At 64.9% G+C, this 19,133-nt stretch carries 15 protein-coding genes; 11 read left to right on the forward strand and 4 right to left on the reverse strand.

Going from position 1 to position 19,133, the window contains the following annotated elements; all coding sequences use genetic code 11:
• Positions 1 to 110 precede the first annotated feature (110 nt).
• A complete protein-coding gene (locus tag SX243_10095) occupies positions 111 to 818 on the reverse strand; it encodes a hypothetical protein (protein ID MDY7093307.1) in 708 nt (235 codons plus the stop codon).
• A 262-nt stretch (positions 819 to 1,080) separates the two neighbouring features.
• Complete coding sequence (locus tag SX243_10100) at positions 1,081 to 2,229, reverse strand: phosphotransferase family protein (GenBank protein MDY7093308.1); 1,149 nt, start codon at positions 2,227 to 2,229, stop codon at positions 1,081 to 1,083.
• Positions 2,230 to 2,570: 341 nt separating this feature from the next.
• Here SX243_10100 and SX243_10105 point away from each other — a divergent pair, with 341 nt between their 5' ends.
• Complete coding sequence (locus SX243_10105; GenBank protein ID MDY7093309.1) at positions 2,571 to 3,770, forward strand: cellulase family glycosylhydrolase; 1,200 nt, start codon at positions 2,571 to 2,573, stop codon at positions 3,768 to 3,770.
• A gap of 21 nt (positions 3,771 to 3,791) precedes the next feature.
• Here the strand turns inward: SX243_10105 and SX243_10110 are convergent, their stop codons facing one another.
• Both SX243_10110 and SX243_10115 read right to left on the reverse strand, forming a co-directional pair.
• Positions 3,792 to 4,985, reverse strand: coding sequence for an acyl-CoA dehydrogenase family protein (locus SX243_10110; protein ID MDY7093310.1), 1,194 nt, complete (start codon positions 4,983 to 4,985; stop codon positions 3,792 to 3,794).
• A 212-nt stretch (positions 4,986 to 5,197) separates the two neighbouring features.
• Positions 5,198 to 6,337, reverse strand: coding sequence for a M23 family metallopeptidase (locus SX243_10115; protein MDY7093311.1), 1,140 nt, complete (start codon positions 6,335 to 6,337; stop codon positions 5,198 to 5,200).
• A 279-nt stretch (positions 6,338 to 6,616) separates the two neighbouring features.
• Between SX243_10115 and SX243_10120 the strand changes: the two genes are divergently transcribed.
• The 10 genes from SX243_10120 to SX243_10165 form a co-directional block, all read left to right on the forward strand.
• The gene (locus SX243_10120) at positions 6,617 to 7,210 is read left to right on the forward strand and encodes a sigma-70 family RNA polymerase sigma factor (GenBank protein ID MDY7093312.1); all 594 of its coding nucleotides are present in this window, start codon (positions 6,617 to 6,619) and stop codon (positions 7,208 to 7,210) included.
• Positions 7,211 to 7,218: 8 nt separating this feature from the next.
• Entirely contained in the window at positions 7,219 to 9,930 is a 2,712-nt protein-coding gene (locus tag SX243_10125; GenBank protein ID MDY7093313.1) for a serine/threonine-protein kinase, read from the forward strand.
• A gap of 266 nt (positions 9,931 to 10,196) precedes the next feature.
• Positions 10,197 to 10,901, forward strand: a complete 705-nt coding sequence (locus SX243_10130; GenBank protein ID MDY7093314.1) for a hypothetical protein — start codon at positions 10,197 to 10,199, stop codon at positions 10,899 to 10,901.
• A gap of 84 nt (positions 10,902 to 10,985) precedes the next feature.
• A complete protein-coding gene (locus SX243_10135) occupies positions 10,986 to 12,203 on the forward strand; it encodes a hypothetical protein (GenBank protein MDY7093315.1) in 1,218 nt (405 codons plus the stop codon).
• Positions 12,204 to 12,377: 174 nt separating this feature from the next.
• A complete protein-coding gene (locus SX243_10140) occupies positions 12,378 to 13,493 on the forward strand; it encodes a type IV pilus twitching motility protein PilT (GenBank protein MDY7093316.1) in 1,116 nt (371 codons plus the stop codon).
• 3 nt (positions 13,494 to 13,496) lie between these two features.
• Entirely contained in the window at positions 13,497 to 14,708 is a 1,212-nt protein-coding gene (locus SX243_10145) for a type II secretion system F family protein (protein ID MDY7093317.1), read from the forward strand.
• Positions 14,709 to 14,807: 99 nt separating this feature from the next.
• Positions 14,808 to 16,532, forward strand: a complete 1,725-nt coding sequence (locus tag SX243_10150; GenBank protein ID MDY7093318.1) for an ATP-binding protein — start codon at positions 14,808 to 14,810, stop codon at positions 16,530 to 16,532.
• Positions 16,529 to 17,914, forward strand: coding sequence for a sigma-54 dependent transcriptional regulator (locus SX243_10155; GenBank protein ID MDY7093319.1), 1,386 nt, complete (start codon positions 16,529 to 16,531; stop codon positions 17,912 to 17,914). Before SX243_10150 ends, SX243_10155 begins: the two co-directional genes overlap by 4 nt.
• 63 nt (positions 17,915 to 17,977) lie before the next feature.
• The gene (locus tag SX243_10160; GenBank protein MDY7093320.1) at positions 17,978 to 18,448 is read left to right on the forward strand and encodes a hypothetical protein; all 471 of its coding nucleotides are present in this window, start codon (positions 17,978 to 17,980) and stop codon (positions 18,446 to 18,448) included.
• On the forward strand, positions 18,448 to 19,133 hold a 686-nt coding region (locus SX243_10165; GenBank protein MDY7093321.1), incomplete at its 3' end, for a hypothetical protein. The genes SX243_10160 and SX243_10165, both read left to right, overlap by 1 nt.

The raw sequence follows: 19,133 nt of genomic DNA on the forward strand, positions 1-19,133 counted from the left end.
CGAGTCCAGTTCGAGCCTTGGTGGGCACAAAAAGAGGCCGACCACCGGGGAGCGGCGATCGGCCCGTACAGCGTCCAGCGTTGTTGGACGAGGAGTCAGGGAGAGCGCGATCAGGGACAGGTGGCGAAGGCGTCGGTGTCCTGGATCGGCTGGAAGGGAGTGCGCAGCGGATTCTCGTACACCTGCACCTCACCGCTCATCAGGTCGGTGACGGTGAGCTGGACCTCGACGTTGGTCAGACCCGCGGCGAAGACCCAATAGGAATTGAAGGTGGTGCCGCAAGCGTCGAGGACCTTGACGATGAGCTCGACGTTCTCGACGTCGAAGAAGTAGAAGAGGCCGGAGTCGTCGGTGAGCTCCAGGGTTTGGGCCTGGCCGGTGTCGCCGTCGACGGTCTCGAAGTCGGCCTCGACGCGGAAGCGGCCGTTGTTCAGGCATAGGGCCGTGGCCGACGGCACGCAGACCTCTTGGTCGAGGACCAGCAGCTCATTGGTCGCCAGCAGATCGCCGTTGGGAAGCTCTAGGCGCACCTCGTAGGTGCCGGGGTCCAGCGGATCGATGGTCGTCTCGATCATGAACGGCTCCGGCGGCGGCGGGGTGAAGGGGCAGCCGGAGCGGATCTCGGCGGTGATGACGTTGGCCGCGACGGTGACCTCGCCGAACTCCGGGCAAGCGCCCTGGCCGGTGGCGGTGAGGGTGATCTCGTCGACGAAGGAAGCCGGGTTGGGGCTGGCGGAGATGGTCTCCTGAGCCTGCACCAACGCCGGGAAGGCGAACAATAGGGCGCCGGCGATGAGAAGCAGTCGGGACTTGAACATGGGCAGTCTCCTTTGTGAAATCGAAGCGTTCATTCATGCTGTATCAGCATACTAACGCGCAAGCCTTCACCTGTCCAGCCCTTCCTTCAGATCTCGTCAAACCCCTTTTTAAGGCCTCTTCGAGGATTTTCCTCGTTTCAGCCGCAGGGCACATTTTTGCGGGAATCGGCACGACTCAATGGCCTAAAAGCATAAGTCGTGGCGACAGCGGACACCGCGGCGGTGGGCTCCCCCGCCACCCATCTGCTCTCTTGGCCGGCAGTTAGACCTGATCCCGATCCAGCGCCCGCGCCGCCACCTCGCCGCACAGGCCCACCATTTGGTCGAGGGAAGCGAAGCGCGGGTCCTGGGTCAAGCCCTGGGCGTAGCGGTAGTAGATCTGCTGACCGATGACCGCCAGGCGGAAGATTCCGAAAACGTAGGCGTAGAGCAGGCCTTGGTCACTACCGCCAGCGGTCTGGCCGTAGCGATCCGCCAGCTGGCGGCGGGTGAGGCTGCCGGGGGCGTGGGTGGGACCGAAGGCGTTGGCGACCCACGGCTCCGGATCCCGGGCCTCGACCCAATAAGCCAGGCTATTGCCCAGATCCATCAGCGGCGAGCCGAGGGTGCACATCTCCCAATCGAGCACCGCCACCATGCGGGTCAGATCTTCGGGGTCGAGCACCAGGTTGTCGTATTTATAGTCGTTGTGTACCAGCGCCGCGCCGTCCAGGTGCGGCTCCTGGGCATCGAGCTCCGCCAGCAGCCAGGCCAACACCTCTTCCAACAGCTTCCAATCGTGGGTGCGGGCGCGGCGATAGCGCTCCGCCCAGCCTTCCACCTGACGCCGAACATACCCCTCGGGCTTGCCCAGGTCCGCCAGACCGGCGCCGGCGTAGTCGAGGCCGTGAAGCTCCGCCAGGCGGTCGGCGAAGGTCTCCGACAGCTTGCACGCCGTCTGCGCATCGAGCACCAGCCCCGGCGGTAGCCGGCGGCGCAGGATCACGCCGTGGCGTCGCTCCATGACATAGAAGGGGGCGCCCAGGACGTCCTCGTCGTCGCAGTAGAGCAGCGGCCGCGGAGCCAGCGGATAGATCTCCGCCAGCGCCGAGAGCACTCGATGCTCGCGGCCCATGTCGTGGGCGCTCTTGACCCGATTGCCGAAGGGTGGCCGCCGCAGCACCAGGTCCTGCTCGCCGAGGCGCAACAAATAGGTCAGGTTGGAGAATCCGCTGGGGAATTGCTCCACCACCAATTCGCGCTCGTCTCCCTCGGCAACCTTCGTACCGCCGGGGAGGTGCCGGCGTAGGTACTCCGCCAAGCGGTCCAGGTCGAGCTCCTCGCCGTCACGAACGGGGCGGGAAGCGTCGAGCCAGTCGTCCGGCGGGTGGCCGGTGCTCTGCGTCTTTCGGGAAGAGTCGCGGGTCGCCATCACTTACCTCGCAGGGGTTCGCCGAGGATCCACTGCCCGTCTTCGCCGGCAGCGGAGTCTTCTCGGATTCGGATGGGGCATGGTCTCACGATGCCCTGGAAGCCAACAAGAGAGCCCGCCGCAACCTTCTTCCTCGGCAAAGCTTTGGCATTTCCTCGGCGAATCCTCGGGATCCCTAGGCAGTTCCCTCGCTAGCTTGAGGGCATCTCGGAGGCGTGCTTCGAAACGCTTCCACTGGGCGGCTCCCTCGCGCAGATCCCCTTCCGTGGCAGAGGGCCTGCATTGCGAGCCTCGCCGCCTCGATCCATCGATTCACCCGAGCCACGCTAGGAGTCCTACCCATGCGCTTCTCCCGAAGTCTCCCTCTCCACCCGACGCCCCTTCGTGCCTGCATCGTTGCAGCGAGCCTCCTCGTCCTCCTCTGGATCCCTTCGTCCCTCCACGCCCATGGCTTGCGTCTCGTCTCCTACAACCCCCATCCGGTGTCCGGAACCAGCGTACCCATGGCGAGCCTGGCGGACAGCCGCACGCACGACGTCAACGCCTACCACATCAACACCACGGCGGAGGTCAACGCGGTCCTCGGCTTCGCCGACTACGGCAAGCCCAAGATCATCTCCAACGACGATTCCGGGTTCACCACTTCGGATGTCGAGAACTGGATCGACACGGTGTGCTCTGACGTGTGCGGCGCAGGCTATCCGGGCTCCTGTCCCAACCCGTCCGGGGAGGTTCATTTCGAGCACTTCGACCAGCCCCTCACCGTGCGGGCCACGGAAGGCAAGCGGATCAAATTCAGCAGCGACTTCCCCGCCGACAGCCACACCATCCTCGACAAGATCAACACCAGCTGCGCCAGCGATCTCGCCGCCTACAAGACCCTCAGCCACAGCGGCAATCAGCTGTTGTGGGACAACGAGCCCGTCACCCTCGTCGGATTCAGCTCCATGGGTGCCGTGGTGGGGCTCAACTTCGATGTCGAAGGCTATCTCGACATGCTCGAGGCCCATCGCGTCAACCTGACCCGCGTCTGGGCCGTCGAACAGTGGACCGCCCTGGCCTTCCGCAAGCCCGGCGCACCTCACGAGAGCAACGGCATGACCCCGTTCGACGGCACGCTCTCCACCGGCTGGGACCTGAGCCAGGCCAACACGGCGTTCTTCCAGCGCCTGCAGTACTTCGTCGACGAAGCCTGGGAGCGGGGCATCGTGGTCCAGCTGACCCTCTTCGACCGTCACGGAGTGCTCAACAAGACTCTGCCCGGTCAGTGGCCCGAGAGCCCCTACAACCAGGCCAACAATTCCAACGGCTACTTCGCCGCCGGCCCCACCAACAAGGCTCCGACGAACTTCCTTTCCTTCGGAACGACGGGAGCCGGCGCCCTGCACCGGAGCTTCGTCCTCGACGTGGTCAACGCCCTCAAGACGCGCAAGAACGTGCTCTACGAGGTGATGAACGAACCGAAGACCAGCGACTGGAGCCTCTCCAACATCGTGACCTTCCACGACCAGGCCGCAACGGTGATCAAGAGCGTCAAATAAACCGGTGAACGGTCGAGGTCCTCAAGCGCCGAAGCGGCGGAGCTCCAGCTTGGCCACCACGCTCTTGTGGACCTCGTCCGGCCCGTCGTAGATGCGGGCGGCGCGTTCTTGGGTGTAGAACCAGGAGAGCACGGTGGCGTCGGTGAGGCCGTAGGCGCCGTGGGCCTGGACGGCGCGATCGATGACTCGCATCATGACGTTGGCGACGTAGTACTTGATGGTGGAGATGCGCCGGCGGCTGGCCCGGGAGCCGTCGCGGTCGATGTGGGCGGCGGTATCGAGGACCAGCAGCCGGGCGGCGTCGATCTCGGCGCGGCTCTCGGCGATCCAGAATTGCACCGCCTGCTTCTCCCCCAGGGTCTTGCCCGGCGCCAGCTCGCGGCTCGCCGCCCGCCGGCACAGGAGCTCCAGACTCCGCTCGCAGATACCGATCCAGCGCATGCAATGGTGGATCCGCCCCGGCCCCAACCGCGCCTGGGCGATGGCAAAGCCCGAGCCTTCCTCCCCCAGGCAGTGATCCAGCGGCACCCGGCAGTCGTCGTAGCTGACCTCCGAATGGCTCGCCCAGCTGTCTCCGGCGTGGCCCAGCACTGGAGTGTTGCGCTCCACCCGGAAGCCGGGAGTATCCGCCGGCACCAGGATCTGACTCGCTCGCTCGTGACGCGCCGCGTCCGGATCGGTCACCGCCATGACGATGGCAAAGGAGGCACCGTCGGCGGAGCTGGTGAACCATTTGCGCCCGTTGATCACATACTCGCCGCCGTCCCGCACCGCGCGAGTCTCCATCCACACCGGATTGGAGCCGGCGCGATCGGGCTCGGTCATGGAGAAGCAGGAGCGAATGCGGCCGTCGAGGAGAGGCTCCAGAAAGCGCTCCTTCTGCTCGTCGGTGCCAAACTCGTGCAAGATCTCCATATTCCCGGCGTCGGGAGCCTGGCAGTTGCACACGTAGTGGCCGAAGGGGCTACGCCCGAGCACCTCCGACAGATGTCCATGCTCGAGCACCGAGAGCCCCTGGCCGCCCACTTCCTTGGGCATCTGAGGCAGCCACAACCCCTGCTCCTTGGCCTTCTCCCGCAACCCCCCGAGCACCCCCTCCACCGCCGAGAAGTCCTGGCTCAGATACTCCCGCTCCAACGGCACGAGTTCCTCGTCCACCAGCTTCCGAGCCCGCTCCAAGATCTCCTGTACCCGCTTCGAAGGCGCCAAGTCCATGCTCTATTCCTCCTGCTCACCAGCTCCGTCCGTACAGCTCCGACGAGACGGCCGGCGAGGGGTTGATGGGATTCGCCGATGGTGTCATGGGGGAGCGGGGGGAGCCAAGCTCGAGGGAGCAACGGGGAACACAAGGTGAGCCCGGCCAAGACGCAAGCTCAGCCGGGCTCAGACGTGCCAAATCGATGGGAGTCGAAAGCCACCCTTGGCGGTCAATGGGGCGGCGAGTCGTCCGGGTAGATCGCCATCCCCGGACCGAACGCCTGATTGTCGACCGAGGCCCAGGGCGCCATCGGATCATCGGGGTCGAGCAAACTGCGGTGGATCCCGTACGCTCCGCTGAACAGCAAGGGCCTGCCCCCGCCGCCGCTCCACGACCCGAGGTGCAGATGAAGGTGAGGACCTGTGGAGTCGCCGGAGTTGCCGACGAGCCCCAAGAAGGTGCCCTCCTCGATCTTGATTCCGGGCTGACAGATGTCCACCGGAATCTGCTCCTCCATGAAATGAGCGTAGTAGATCAACTCGTCATTCTCCTGAAGGATTGCGATCTGATTTCCACCGCCGAGGCCTCCAGGCAACATTTGCGGAGGGGAAGGATTGTCCGGTTCCGTCCGGTCACACCACAGGACCACGCCAGTGGACAGGGCGTAGACCGGCTTGCCCCAAACTCGATAGTGGTAGTTCTGGTCCCCGAAGACGCCAGGGTGGATCGAGCTCCACTCGCCCAGCCCCGGATCCCATCCGACCACCTTGAGGTCGTAGGCGAATCGTTGGGACGAGCTGCCTCGATGGTTCGAGCCCAGCTGATGATTCTGCCCGGTCGCCCAATACTCGCCCTCGAGAAGATCCTCCGGCCGGGCCGGGAACGGATAGTGGTGAGCCCTCGAAGGCGGTTCCCCTCCGGGTAAGCCGATCACGTTGCCGGCCAAGGGGCTTTCGTACGGCTCGAGAGGAAAGGACCGCATCAACGGCGTGGGCTCGCCTTCGAAGTAGAGCTCGACCTTCAGGAAATAGGGCGCTGCCGTCAACGAGCCCTCGAAGGGAAAGATGTACTTACGGGACTCCCCCGCTTCCAGCTCGAAGCTCACGCACTTTTCCTGGGGAAGAGAAAGCAGGTCTCGATAAAGGAATTGGTACCGCACCCGCTCGAGCCGATAGGAAACCGTCCCCAGGTTCTTCAGAAAGAGATCGAGACTGACCAAGAATCTGGGCTGGTTCTGCTGGCTCTTGCGGGCCACGGTCTCGAAGACGAGAGACCCCTCGTCGACGGGCTCGGCACCGATGATGCTGATGGGCGGCGGAGGCAACACGATCTGCGCCGCCACCGGCGGTGCCACCGTCAGAGCACTCACGAGGAAGAGGGCTCCTCCGGCGAAACCGAACAAGAAGGTTCGGCAGATCCTGGCCATCATCGCGGACGGGAAGTACTGCATGACTGACTCCTTTCTGGACGCTCGGGGCCGAGATTCGCCTCGACCTCTGATCACGCCCCGTTCAGTCATCAACGCGCAACCAGCGCCGAAACTGGCTGATCTTGATCTTCAAGTCTTCTTGACACCCTGCCAGCCACACTGAAAGACTCAGCATCAAACATGCAATAAAAACGTTCCTAAATACCCAAAGGCAACCCCGTGCCCGACGGCCCTCCAGGCGAAATTACCGAGCTCCTCATCGAATGGCGGGGAGGCTCTCGGGAAGCGCTGGAACGGCTGATGCCGCTGGTCTACGAACAGCTCAAGGGAGTCGCCGGCCGCTCCCTGGCCCGGGAGCGGCCCGGGCATGTCTTGCAGCCCACGGCGCTGGTGCACGAGACCTATCTCAAGCTGATCGATCAAAAGCGTACGAGCTGGAAGAATCGGGCGCACTTCTTTGCCATCGCCGCCCGCATGATGCGACGCATCCTCATCGACCAGGCCCGCCGCCGCCAAGCGGACAAGCGAGGAGGCCAGGCCGTCACCCTCGCCCTCGAAGAAGCGATGGGAGTCCCCGGTGAGAAGCCTCGGGAGGTCGACGTCCTGGACCTCGATCAGGCTCTGAAAGCTCTCACCGAGCTCGATCCCCGCCAGGGGCAGGTCGTCGAGCTGCGCTTCTTCGGCGGGCTGACGCTGAAGGAAACGGCGGAGGTGCTGGAGCTTTCCGTCGCGACCGTCAAGGTGGATTGGAGGATGGCGCGGTCCTGGCTCTTCCGCGAGCTCAGCGCCTCTCCCGCCATCGGCAGTCTCTAGGAGCACGAGTGGCACCTCCGGCACCACCCTGGGAAGAGCTACGAGAGCTCTTTCGACAGGCCTTGGAACTCCCCGAGGACGAGTGGCCGACCTTCCTGGACAGCGTCCCGAAGACCGACGGCCTGCGGGCAGAGCTTCGCTCCTTGCTGGAGGCCCATCGGCGATCCGACGGTTTCCTCGAGCCCACCGCCGAAGCCGCAAGCTCGCCTTTCCCCGGACCGCGGCAGGATTCCACCGCAGGAGCCGCCAGGGGGCATCCACCTCATCGAGGCACCGACCCCCTCGAAGGCCGGGTCCTCGGTACCTACCGGCTGGTCTACCGTCTGGAGAGCGGCGGCATGGGGTCGGTGTACCTGGCGGTCCGGGCGGACGACGAGTACCAACAGCGGGTGGCCGTCAAGATCCTTCGGGAGGGTCGCATCTCCGACGAGCTCATCGCCCGCTTCCGCAACGAGCGGCAGATCCTGGCAGCTCTCGACCACCCTCTCGTGGCCAAACTGCTGGACGGCGGGACCACCCGCGAGGGCCTTCCCTACCTGGTCATGGAGTACATCGAGGGAGAGCCCATCGACGAATACTGCGCCCGGCGCCAGCTTTCCCTCGGGCAGCGGATCGACCTCTTCCGGAAGGTCTGCTCCGCGGTGCAGTTCGCCCACCAGAACCTGGTGATCCACCGAGACCTCAAGCCCGCCAACATCTTGATCACGGCCGACGGCACGCCCAAGCTGCTGGACTTCGGAATTGCCAAGCTCCTCAACCCTGAGCTCTTCGCCGCGTCCCCGGACGCGACTTCCAAGGTGCGGCTGCTGACACCCACCTACGCCAGCCCCGAGCAGATCCTGGGGCATCCGGTGTCCACCGCCGCCGACGTCTACTCTCTGGGAGTGGTGCTCTATCTTCTGCTCACCGGCAGATCGCCCTACACTTCCACCGCTGAATCCCCCACCAAGCTGGCCCGCTGGATCACCTCCGTGAAGGTGCTCAAACCCAGCGAGCGAGTCCTCCAAGACAGCAGGGAAGCCAGCGAAGCGCTTCCCTCCACCGACACCCGCTCGATCCAGCGCCGCCCGGTCACGGCGCGAAGACGAAGAATCAGCCGCAAGCTGCGCGGCGACCTGGACGCCATCGCCCTCAAGGCCCTGGCCAAGGAGCCCCGCCACCGGTATGCCTCCGTAGAGGCTCTATCCGACGATCTTGGCAGGGCCGCCGACCACTATCCGGTGCAGGCCCGGCCGGCCAACCCCTTGTACCGCTGCGCCCGGTTCCTGCGGCGCAACCGGTTGGCAACAACCTTGGCGACGGGCTTTGTGGTGGCGATCCTGGGGTTCAGCCTGCTCATGGCCCTGCAGCGGTCGGAGTTGATCCGGGAACGGGACCGGGCCGAGCAGGTCAAGACCCTCCTGATGGATCTCTTCCAGGTCTCCGATCCGCTTCTGACCAGTGCTGACCAACTCAGCGCCCGAGACATCCTCGACGAGGGGGAGCGCCGCCTGAGATCCCGCCAGACTCTGGAGCCGGAGACCCGCGCAGAGCTCCTCGACACTCTCGGAGTCATCTATCTGCGCCTGGGTGAGCTCGAGCGCGCCAACGAGATCTTGAGCTCCTCGTTGAGGATCCGCATCGCGCAATCCGGCGAACGGTCTCTCGAAACCGCGCGCACCCTCAATTTCCTGGCAGAGGCCCGCCTCGAGGAAGGCAAGTTCGAGCAGGCCATCCCGCATCTCGAGAAAGCGCTGGCCATTCGTCGGCGGGAGCTCGGACCGACCAGCCTGCAGGTCGGTGAGACGCTCAACGATCTCGCCAAGGCGATGCACTACGGCGGCGATCTGGAGGCGGCGGAGCGCCGCTATCGGGAAGCCCTGGAGATTCGGGAGACGGCCCTCTCCGGGAGTCACCCGGAGATCGCCGAGACGCTGAACAATCTGGCCATCGCCCTCTGGCAGCAGGGGAAGTCGGCGCAGGCGGAACCGCTGCACCGCAGAGCGCTGGACATGCGGCGGCGTCTGCTCGGTGCCGAGCACATCGAGGTCAGCGAGAGCCTGAACAACCTGGCAGCTCTGCTGGCCGGCCTGGGGCGCTACGAGGAGGCCCAGACCCACTACGAGCAGGCGCTGAGCCTGAGACGACAGATCCTCGGCCCCTCCCATCCGAGGGTGGGCAATACGCAGAACAACCTGGGTGGGGTTCTGCTGGCGCGGGGGGATATCGAAGTAGCAGATCAACACTACCGGCAGGCCCTCGAGGTCTATCGAGCAAGCTTCGGCGAAACCCACCCCCGAACGGCCCGAGTGCTGTGCAACCTGGGCCGCGTGCGGGAGCAGGCTCGGGACTTTCCGCAAGCCGAGAGGCTCTATCGGGGCGCCATCTCCACCTTCCGGCAAACGCTGCCGCCGGCCCACCCGGATCTCGCCTGGTGCCTCTGTCAGCTCGCCGGAGTCCTCATCGCCGAGCAGGACTTTGCTTCTGCGGAGCCGCTGGCCCAAGAGGCGCTGAGCATCCTGGAGCAGAAACTCCCCGCAGACCACTGGCGTCTGGCCGAAGCGCAGAGCCTGGTCGGGGTTTGCCGAGCCGCCCGGGGAGAGCGAGAGGCCGCCGAGCCCCTCCTCACCCAGAGCGTAAAGATCCTCGCCGCCAAACCCACCCACGAGGCCCAGAGCCGAGCCCGGGTCGCTGAAGCCTTCCTGGGGCCTGCCCAGCCGGCCGCCGAAGGCGAACACTAGGAGCTTGCTGAAAAAGTCAGTCGCAAGCGAGAACGAGAAATTTTCGAGCAGAATCAAGGCGGAGAACCGCAGGCGATTCGGGAATCGTCGGGGTTCGACAACGAAGATTCGGCCGAAAAGAGCCGTTCGGAGCGCGACGCGGGTTTTTCAGCAAGCTCCTAGGCGCCTCTCCACTACCTCCCACCAGCCACTTTTTCCGCTCCCTGCGCGTTTAGGGGTGAGGCGCGCCCATGCCAACACCCTTTGAACTCTCAAGGAGATCCATCATGCTCGAACGTTTCGCCAGCGCTCTCCCTCGCCCCCAGCTCGACTTGCTCGTCGGCCTGGTCCTCTTAGTCCTCCTCCAGCCGGCGGCCGCTACGCCCATGGCGACTGCCGAGGAAACGTCGGCCACCGAAGAACCCACCGCCGAGTGCATTCTCGAGGTCTCTCCTCCTCCGTTGCAGCTCCATTGGGACGAGTTCCCCACGGCGGCGGACATCGCCTACCTCGAGAACCGGACTCTTTCTCTCCGCATCCGCAACGAGAGCGACATCCCTCTCTCTACCGAGCTGTTTCTCAAGGTCCGAGCCGGAGGCCGACAGGTGCAACGGTCCGTGGGCACTCTGGAGCTAGCACCACGGGAGGAGTCGACGATGGCCGTCGATTTGTCGCTACCCGAAATCGACCTCTCAACCCTCCGATTCTCGGGACAGCTCCACCTCTATTCGCACAGCCGCGACGGCGAAGGCTCCCTCGTCGAGCACTCCTCCTCCTCCACGGTCTACTTCCACCCCGATTCTTCGAACCAGGGGCTCTGGACCTACAGACGAGAGGCCCTCGCCAGAAGCTTCGGCAACGGAGACTTCCGAGGGGAAATGCGGGCCGAGTCGCTCCAGCAACAGGTCATCGCGCTGGTGCCGGAGCTCGCGACGGGGAGCTTCGCTGCGCCGGTGGAGGCCGGAGACGGCCGTGAGACCCCGGCCCATTGAGCCGCCCTCCTCGCCACCTCACCTCGCGGCCAAGAACGCAATGGAACCCAGAACACCGATCGACCCAAGGAGATGACGAATATCATGGCTATTGAACACACCGCAGTCCCAAAGAGATCCATCCTGGTGGTGGGACTCTTCCTCCTCCTCACCCTCGGCATCGCCTTGCCGAGCCATGCCTACGACTACCGATTCTGCTTCCGCTGGCCGGCCTCCCTCGCGGATTCAGGGTTTGGAGAAGACTATGGGGCCAGCTCCAACGATCCCTGGAGAGCCCGGGGTGGACGAACCGCCATTGTGGCCAACGACCAGCTCCGGTGGGTGGGCAACCTGGACGCAGCCGGCTGCTCGCCGACCCTCTCGCTGCCTATCGGCACCACCTTCGACTTCTTCTTGAATACTTCCGCCGAGGTCGGCAACGGGATAAAAATCGAGGTCCGCGACGCCAACGGCGATCTCGACGCGCTGCCGATCCTCGGGGCTCAACCCACGATCCTCAGCGGCGCAACCGGCGGCGTCTACTACTACGTGACGCCCTCGACTCCCCGCACCACCATCCTGTCGGTAGCGGCCTTCGTGCTGCAGCGCTTCAACGGCGGAATCTCCCAGACCACCTTCACCCTCAATCACCGCTGCCGTCCGATCACCGGTGGCTGCTGCAATTGCTCCTCCGGCGGTGAGATTTGGTTGAGCGACTTCGGCCAGGAACGCAAGTTCATCATCGCTCACGAGATCGGGCATCGCCTGCTCGGCAAGTGGACCGGAGGCTACGAGAACGACTGCGACTTCTCGGCCCCACCCGGCCAGCCCTGCCGAACCAGCTCGGGACATGCCCTGACCTCGATCGAATTCGTCTCCTGTGGCGCCATGGAAGGATGGGCGCACTTCGTGGCTACGGACGCCTTCAACGACCATCAAGAGGGATTCAATCCCGACGCCACCTTCGTCTATTGGAGCGGGTCGGGCCTGACGGTGGATGCGAACCGAGGGCCCATCGGCGGCGAGCAGCGATACATGGAGAACGTCTGCTCGCCTCCTTCACCACCTTCCCCCGCCTACACCGGCTTCGGCGTCGAGCTGGACTGGCTGCGACTGTGGTGGAACTATCACACCAATCCCCCGCTCGGTGTATTGGGCACTCGACCGAGCCACTACCAGATGATGAACGAGATCGACCGGTCATTGCCCTGGACGAACCTCGATACCTATTCCAACCTCGTCGACGGGGTTCTCGCGGAAAGCGGGATCGGCCAGCAGTACCGATTCGTCGGGCAAGCCCTGGACAACGGCTGCGCCCACTGACCCCTTGGCGGCCACCGGGGCGTGGATCCCCACGCCTCGGGGCCATCGCTCTTGTCTTCCGCACCTCGACCACATCTGCTGAGATCGACCCACCCCCACCCGCCCTTCACCCCTCCCGGGGTTGATGCTAGAATCCACGGGCCTCAGTAGAATCGATTGTGGAGAATTCGTTTTATGGCGGTATCCCTCAACCAGCTTCTGAAAGCCATGGTCGAGCAGGGCGGCTCGGACCTGCACATCACCACCAACGCTGCGCCCCAGGTTCGCGTGGACGGTGTGCTGCGGCCTATCAACGCGCCGCCGTTCACGCCGACCCAAACCAAGCAGCTGGCCTACTCGATCCTCACCGACAACCAGAAACAGCGGCTGGAAGAGAACCTGGAGATCGATTTCTCCTTCGGGATCAAGGGCCTGGCCCGCTTCCGCGCCAACGTCTTCCACCAGCGCGGCGCCATCGCCGCGGCCTTCCGGCAGATCCCTTACGAGATTCGCAGCTTCCGCGAGCTGGGGCTGCCGCCGATGGTGGAGAAGCTGTGCGAGAAGCCCCGCGGGCTGATCCTGGTCACCGGGCCCACGGGCTCGGGCAAGTCGACGACCCTGGCCTCGATGATCGACAAGATCAACCGCGAGCGCCACGAGCACATCGTCACCATCGAGGATCCGGTGGAGTACCTGCACTCGCACAAGAAGTGCATCGTCAACCAGCGAGAGCTCAACGCCGACACCCACAGCTTTACCAACGCCTTGAAGTCGGTGCTGCGTCAGGATCCGGACGTGGTGCTGGTGGGCGAGATGCGCGATTTCGAGACCGTAGAATCGGCGCTGCGCATTGCCGAGACCGGTCACTTGACCTTCGCCACCCTGCACACCAACTCCGCGGCCCAGACCATCAACCGCATCATCGACATCTTCCCCGCTCACCAACAGGGCCAGATCCGCGTTCAGCTCTCCTTCGTGCTCGAAGGGGTGCTGTGTCAGTCGCTGCTGCCCCGGGCCACCGGCAACGGTCGCGCCCTGGCGATGGAGATCATGGTCCCCAACTCCGGCATTCGCAATCTGATTCGAGAGGACAAGATCCACCAGATCTACGGCATGATGCAGACCGGCCAGGCCAAGCACGGCATGCAGACGTTCAACCAGAGCTTGGCCGGGCTGTACTTCAAGCGCCACATCACGCTGCAGACGGCTCTCAACCGCTCGTCCAACGCCGACGAGCTTCAGGAGATCATCGCCCGGGGAGCGGCGGCCCTCAATCCGGGAGGCGCGCGGCCGAATACGGCGAGGAGGTAAGAAATGGCTAGCTTTACGTGGAAGGGGCGCTCGCGCACCGGTCAGTTGATGGAGGGGGTCGAGCTCGCCGACACCAAGGACGCCGCCGTCGCAGCGTTGCGCCGACGGCAGATCCAGGTCACCTCCATCAAGGAGAAGGGGCGGGAAATCCCGATCATGCGGCGCTTCAAGTCGCCCTTCGGCATTCCCCAGAAGCGTCTCGCCATCTTCACCCGCCAGTTCTCCGTCATGCTCGACGCCGGCCTGCCGCTGGTCCAATGCTTGGAGATCCTGGCGACCCAGGAAGAAAACGAAGCCTTCGCCGAGATGATCGCCAAGGTGCAGAGCGATATCGAGCAGGGCTCCTCCCTGGCCGACGCCATGCGCAAGCATCCGAAGGCGTTCAACGACCTCTACGTCAACATGGTGGCCGCCGGTGAGGCCGGCGGTATCTTGGACATCATCCTCCAGCGCCTGTCGAGCTACATCGAGAAGGCGGTGAAGCTGAAGAGCCAGGTCAAGTCCGCCATGATCTACCCGGTGGCGGTGATCACCATCGCCATCGGCGTGGTGTGGATCATCCTGCGCTTCGTGATCCCGGTGTTTGCCCAGCTCTTCGCCGGCGTCGGTTCGGAGCTACCGTTCTTGACCAAGATCGTGGTCGATGCCTCGAACTTCGTAGGCAACTACTCGATCTACATCTTCGTCATCCTCATCGCCCTGGGCGTCTTCATCAACCGCTTCCACAAGACCTATCGAGGACGGCGGATCATCGACAATGCGATGCTCCGGGCGCCGATCATCGGCATGCTGCTGCGCAAGATCGCCATCGCCCGCTTCTGCCGGACCCTGGCGACCCTCACCTCCTCCGGCGTACCGATCCTCGACGGCCTGGAGATCACCGCCCGCACCTCCGGCAACGCCATCATCGAGGACGCCATCATGGCGGTGCGCAAGGCAGTGGAGGAAGGTAAGACGGTCAGCGAGCCGCTGGCGCAAACCAAGGTCTTCCCGGCGATGGTGGTGCAGATGATCAACGTCGGTGAGCAGACCGGCGCGCTGGACCAGATGCTGTCGAAGATCGCCGACTTCTACGAAGAAGAGGTGGACACCGCCGTGGCCGGCTTGATGAAGCTCATCGAGCCCATCCTCATCGTGGTGCTGGGCGCCATCATCGGCGTCATCGTCACCGCCATGTACCTGCCCCTCTACTCCATCCTGACCCAGATCGGCTGATCGCCGGTCCCCCATCGTGAGGGATCAGGTCATGAGGGTTAATCCCGCCTATCGACCCCGGTACGCTGTTGCGGCCGGGGTCGCTGGCGTTCCTAGCCCGTGCAGCAGCTAATCGCACCGTCCTCCTCCGATCGGCAGATCCGCGGGCTGATCCTGGCCCGCCTGGTGGTGGTCACCGCCATCGTGGCGCCGTGGTTCGTGGTCCTCTTCCTGGGGCCGCCCAAGAACACCAACCTGCTCTCCAGCCTCACCGCCCAGGTTTACCGCGAGGCCAACGCCACCGGCGTCCAGGGGATTCTTCTCTTCACCTTCCTCGCCACCGGGGCCTATGCGCTGATGCTGCGGTTCCGCTGGCCTTCCCTGGCCCGCCTGATGCAGATCCAGCTGGCGGTGGATCTGCTGTTGGTCTCGGCCCTGGTCTTCACCTTCGGCGGCATCCAGAGCCCGTTCTCCATGTTCTATCCGGTGGTGATCATCCTCGCCGTCTTCAACCTGCGGCGCCGCACCTCCGCCACCGCGTTCGCCACCGCCGCCCTCGCTCTCTACACCGTCCTGTTGATCTGGCTCTACGCCGACGGTCAGTGGCCGCCGCAGCTGGGAGCGGCGCCTCCGGAGGTCACCATCCGGGTCACCTACAACATCCTGGTGGCCTTGGTGGGCTTCTACGGCGTGGCGGTGTTGGGCTCGGCGTTGGCCCGGCGCACGCTGTTGGCGGAAGAGGAGCTGGAGGAGCAGCGGGAGCGCATCGCCAACCTGCGGGTGGTCTACCAGGACATGTTCCAGTCGATCCTCAGCGGCCTCATCACCACCGATCTGGAGGGGATCATCGCCAGCGTCAACCTCTCCGGGCAGCGCATCCTGGGGAAGACCTCCGACGACCTGAGCGGTCAGTCGATCCTCAGCACCGGCCTGGTGGACCGCAAGACCTGGGACCAGCTGCGGGAGCGCTGCGGCGACCAGGGGACGGGCCGGCACGAAGCGGAGATCAACCGCGACGACCGCACCAACTACCTGGGCTTTTCCATCTCCCGCCTGAAGGATGCCGAGGGCGTCGCCCGGGGGTTCATCATCGTATTCCAGGACCTCACCGAAACCCGCAAGCTGCAAGAGGAGCTGCGGGTGCGGGACCGCATGGCCGCCGTCGGTGAGCTGGCCGCCGGCATCGCCCACGAGATCGGCAACCCGCTGGCCGCCATCTCCGGCTCCGCTCAGATGCTCGAGGCCACCCTCGCCGACCACGACGGCGCCGCCAAACTGCTGTCCATCATCCTCAAGGAAAGCCAGCGGCTGGACCGCACCATCAAGAGCTTTCTGCGCTTTGCCGGTCCCAAGGAGCGCCAGACGGTGCTCTTCGACGTCTCGCAGCTCCTCTCCGACCACTTCACCCTGCTGCGCAACAGCGACGAGGTGCAGCCGGACCATCACCTGGAGCTGGAGCTGGACCCGCGGGCGGCGCTGCTGGTGGCGGATCCGGATCACGTCAGCCAGATCTTCTGGAACCTGGCCCGCAACGCCCTCCGCGCCATGCCCGAGGGTGGTACCCTGAAGGTCTCCGGATCCCGAAAGGGAACGAATTACCGCCTCTGTTTTCAGGACGACGGCCGCGGAATGACGGAGGAGCAGAGGGCCAAGATCTTCCAGCCCTTTCACAGTTCCTTCGACCGCGGCACGGGCCTCGGCATGGCCATCGTCTATCGCATCGTGGAAGGCTACGGCGGCCGCCTGCGGGTCTCCAGCGAACCCGGCCGCGGAAGCCGGATCACCGTAGAGCTGCCGATTCCGGAGCCGGAACAGGACACCGTGGAGTTGAAGACCGTCCCATGAGCCGCAGACTGCTGATCGTCGACGACGAAGAGAGCATGGTCGAATTCCTGACCCTGCTGTTTCAAGATTCCGAATTCACCGTCGCCTCCGCCGGCTCCGCCGCCGAGGCGCGAGAGCGGCTCCAGGACTCCTACGACCTGGTGCTCTGCGACATCATGATGCCCGACGGCAACGGCCTCGACCTGCTCAAGGAGATCAAGCAGCAGAGCCCCAACACCGCGGTGATCATGATGACCGCCTACAGCTCCGACAAGAGCGCCATCGAGGCCATGCGCAACGGCGCCTACGATTATCTCTCCAAGCCCTTTGACGTCGAAGAGCTCAAGGTACTGGTGGAAAAGGCCCTGGAGCGCGCCGATCTGGTGGAGGAGAACGTCTACCTGCGCCGGGAGCTGGAGCAGCGCTACACCTTCGCCAGCATCATCGGCAAGAGCCAGCGTATGCAGGCCATCTTCAAGATCATCGAGCGAGTGGCGCGGACGCCGTCGACGGTAATGGTGCACGGCGAGAGCGGTACCGGCAAGGAGCTCATCGCCCGCGCCATCCACTTCTCCAGCCCGCGCTCGGGCAAGCGCTTCCTCTCCCTCAACTGCGGCGCACTGCCGGAGAATCTCCTCGAGAGCGAGCTCTTCGGCCATGAACGGGGCGCTTTCACCGGCGCGGTGAAGGACAAGAAGGGCCTGTTTCAGGAAGCCGACGGCGGCACCCTCTTCCTCGACGAGATCGGCGAGATGTCCCAGGTGATGCAGGTCAAGCTGCTGCGGGTGCTGCAGGAGAAGACCCTGCGGCGGGTGGGCGGTAGCCGCGAGGAATCGGTGGATGTGCGCATCATCACCGCCACCAACCGCAACCTGCAGGAGATGGTGGCGGAGGGCGAGTTCCGGGAAGATCTCTTCTACCGCATCAACGTCATCCCCATCGAGCTGCCTCCGCTGCGCCAGCGGCGCGAGGACATCCCCTTGCTGGTGGACCATTTTCTCAAGCAATACGCCGAGGAGATGGGGGTGGAAGTGCCGCAGATCTCGGTGGAGGCCATGCGGGTGTTGGAGGCCTACAACTGGCCCGGCAACGTGCGCGAGCTGGAGAATATGATCGAGCGCACCATGGCCCTGTCCACCAGCGGCATGATCACCTCCAAAGATCTGCCGGTGCATCTGGTCACCAACCGCGGCGGCACCGGCCCCGAGCTCATCGACCTGCCGGAGGACGGCCTCGATCTGGAGGCCTACCTGGAGGAGATCCGCTCCCAGCTCATGCGCCAGGCCCTGGAGCGCGCCGACGGAGTCCAAACCCAGGCCGCGGAGCTTTTGGGCATGACCTTCCGCTCCTTCCGCTATTACGCCAAGAAGGCTGGCCTCACCAGCAGCGACAAGGACGACTGAGCCGTCCCCACGGCGCCGAAAACCACGCTCTCCCAGACGTCTCACCATGGCGGCGGCCGCACCGTGAAATCCAACCCCTCCCCGAGCCCCGGTGCCGCAGGCCGTCGGCGGCTCGTACTGGTATTTTTCGGGCTGCTCTGGGCCTGGGGAGCCCTGGGGCTGGCCCACGCCCTGATCGAACAACGAAGCCAGATCCGCCTCGCCGAGACCCAGGCCGTCGCTCCCGCCCGCTGGCAGCTGGGCTCCGGTCAGGAGAAGCGGCTGGAGCACTTCCTGCGCCAGATGACCCGCGACCTGCCGGAAGGTAGCCGCATCGGCTGGACCGTGCCGCCGGAGCCCAACAGCTCGGTCTTCTTCCTCACCCGCTGGGCCACATACCACCTACCCCACTCTCTGATCGTCCCCGCCGGAGCCCGACGGCCCAGCGACGACCTGGACTTCTGGATCACCTACCGCCGCCGGCTCCAGCGCCCGGATCTGGAGCCCGTGCGGGAGCTCCCCCAGGGCTCGCTCTATCGGGTGCGGAAAGACTGATGGCAGCCCTGAGCTTAGAGTTGGTCATGGGACTGGGGGCAATCCTGGTCCTGGCAATTCTGCTCACCCTGGCCGGGCGAGGGCTGCTCTCCGTTGGGTCGTGGCAGCACCGCTGGGAGCTCCCCGACTACCTCGAGAACCCCCTCCGCCTGGCCCTTTGCGCCGTCGCCGGGCTGGTGCTGCTCCACGGCCTGCTCACCGCCTACTGGCTGCTGGGAGTGCCGTGGCGGCTGGCGACGCTACTCCCACCGTTGGGGCTCTTCGCCCTGCTTCATCCCTTGGACGAGCTCTTTTCGACCCTGGGCTGGCCGAAGCCGGTGGACTGGAGCGCCTGGAGACGGCGGAGCCGAGATCCCCGAGTGCTGGCCGCGCTCCTCCCCCTCGCAGCTCTGACCGGCGGCATTCTCGCCTACGGCCTGACCAACCCGGACTTCGTCTACCACTGGGGCATCAAAGGCCATCGCTTCTTCCTCGCCAGCGGGCTGGATCTGCCGTTTCTCGATCTCGCCGGCAACTGGCCCGTCCATCCCGAATACCCCAATCTGGTGCCCGAGCTCTTCGCCGCCACCGCCCTCCTCGCAGGGGAGTTCACCGACCGGACGATGCCGCTCTGGTCGGTGGTCTTCCTCGCCCTGATGGCGCTGGTGATCCACGGCACCCTTCGCGGCGCCGGCAGCGACCGGCG

It is taken from the genome of Acidobacteriota bacterium (assembly GCA_034211275.1).
Taxonomy (GTDB): domain Bacteria; phylum Acidobacteriota; class Thermoanaerobaculia; order Multivoradales; family JAHZIX01; genus JAGQSE01.

Excerpts from the sequence above, each read along its gene's own strand:
- SX243_10095 (MDY7093307.1), bottom strand. The coding sequence starts at position 818 with ATGTTCAAGTCCCGACTGCTTCTCATCGCCGGCGCCCTATTGTTCGCC.
- SX243_10100 (MDY7093308.1), bottom strand. The coding sequence starts at position 2,229 with ATGGCGACCCGCGACTCTTCCCGAAAGACGCAGAGCACCGGCCACCCG.
- SX243_10105 (MDY7093309.1), top strand. The coding sequence starts at position 2,571 with ATGCGCTTCTCCCGAAGTCTCCCTCTCCACCCGACGCCCCTTCGTGCC.
- SX243_10110 (MDY7093310.1), bottom strand. The coding sequence starts at position 4,985 with ATGGACTTGGCGCCTTCGAAGCGGGTACAGGAGATCTTGGAGCGGGCT.
- SX243_10130 (MDY7093314.1), top strand. The coding sequence starts at position 10,197 with ATGCTCGAACGTTTCGCCAGCGCTCTCCCTCGCCCCCAGCTCGACTTG.
- SX243_10135 (MDY7093315.1), top strand. The coding sequence starts at position 10,986 with ATGGCTATTGAACACACCGCAGTCCCAAAGAGATCCATCCTGGTGGTG.
- SX243_10140 (MDY7093316.1), top strand. The coding sequence starts at position 12,378 with ATGGCGGTATCCCTCAACCAGCTTCTGAAAGCCATGGTCGAGCAGGGC.
- SX243_10145 (MDY7093317.1), top strand. The coding sequence starts at position 13,497 with ATGGCTAGCTTTACGTGGAAGGGGCGCTCGCGCACCGGTCAGTTGATG.
- SX243_10155 (MDY7093319.1), top strand. The coding sequence starts at position 16,529 with ATGAGCCGCAGACTGCTGATCGTCGACGACGAAGAGAGCATGGTCGAA.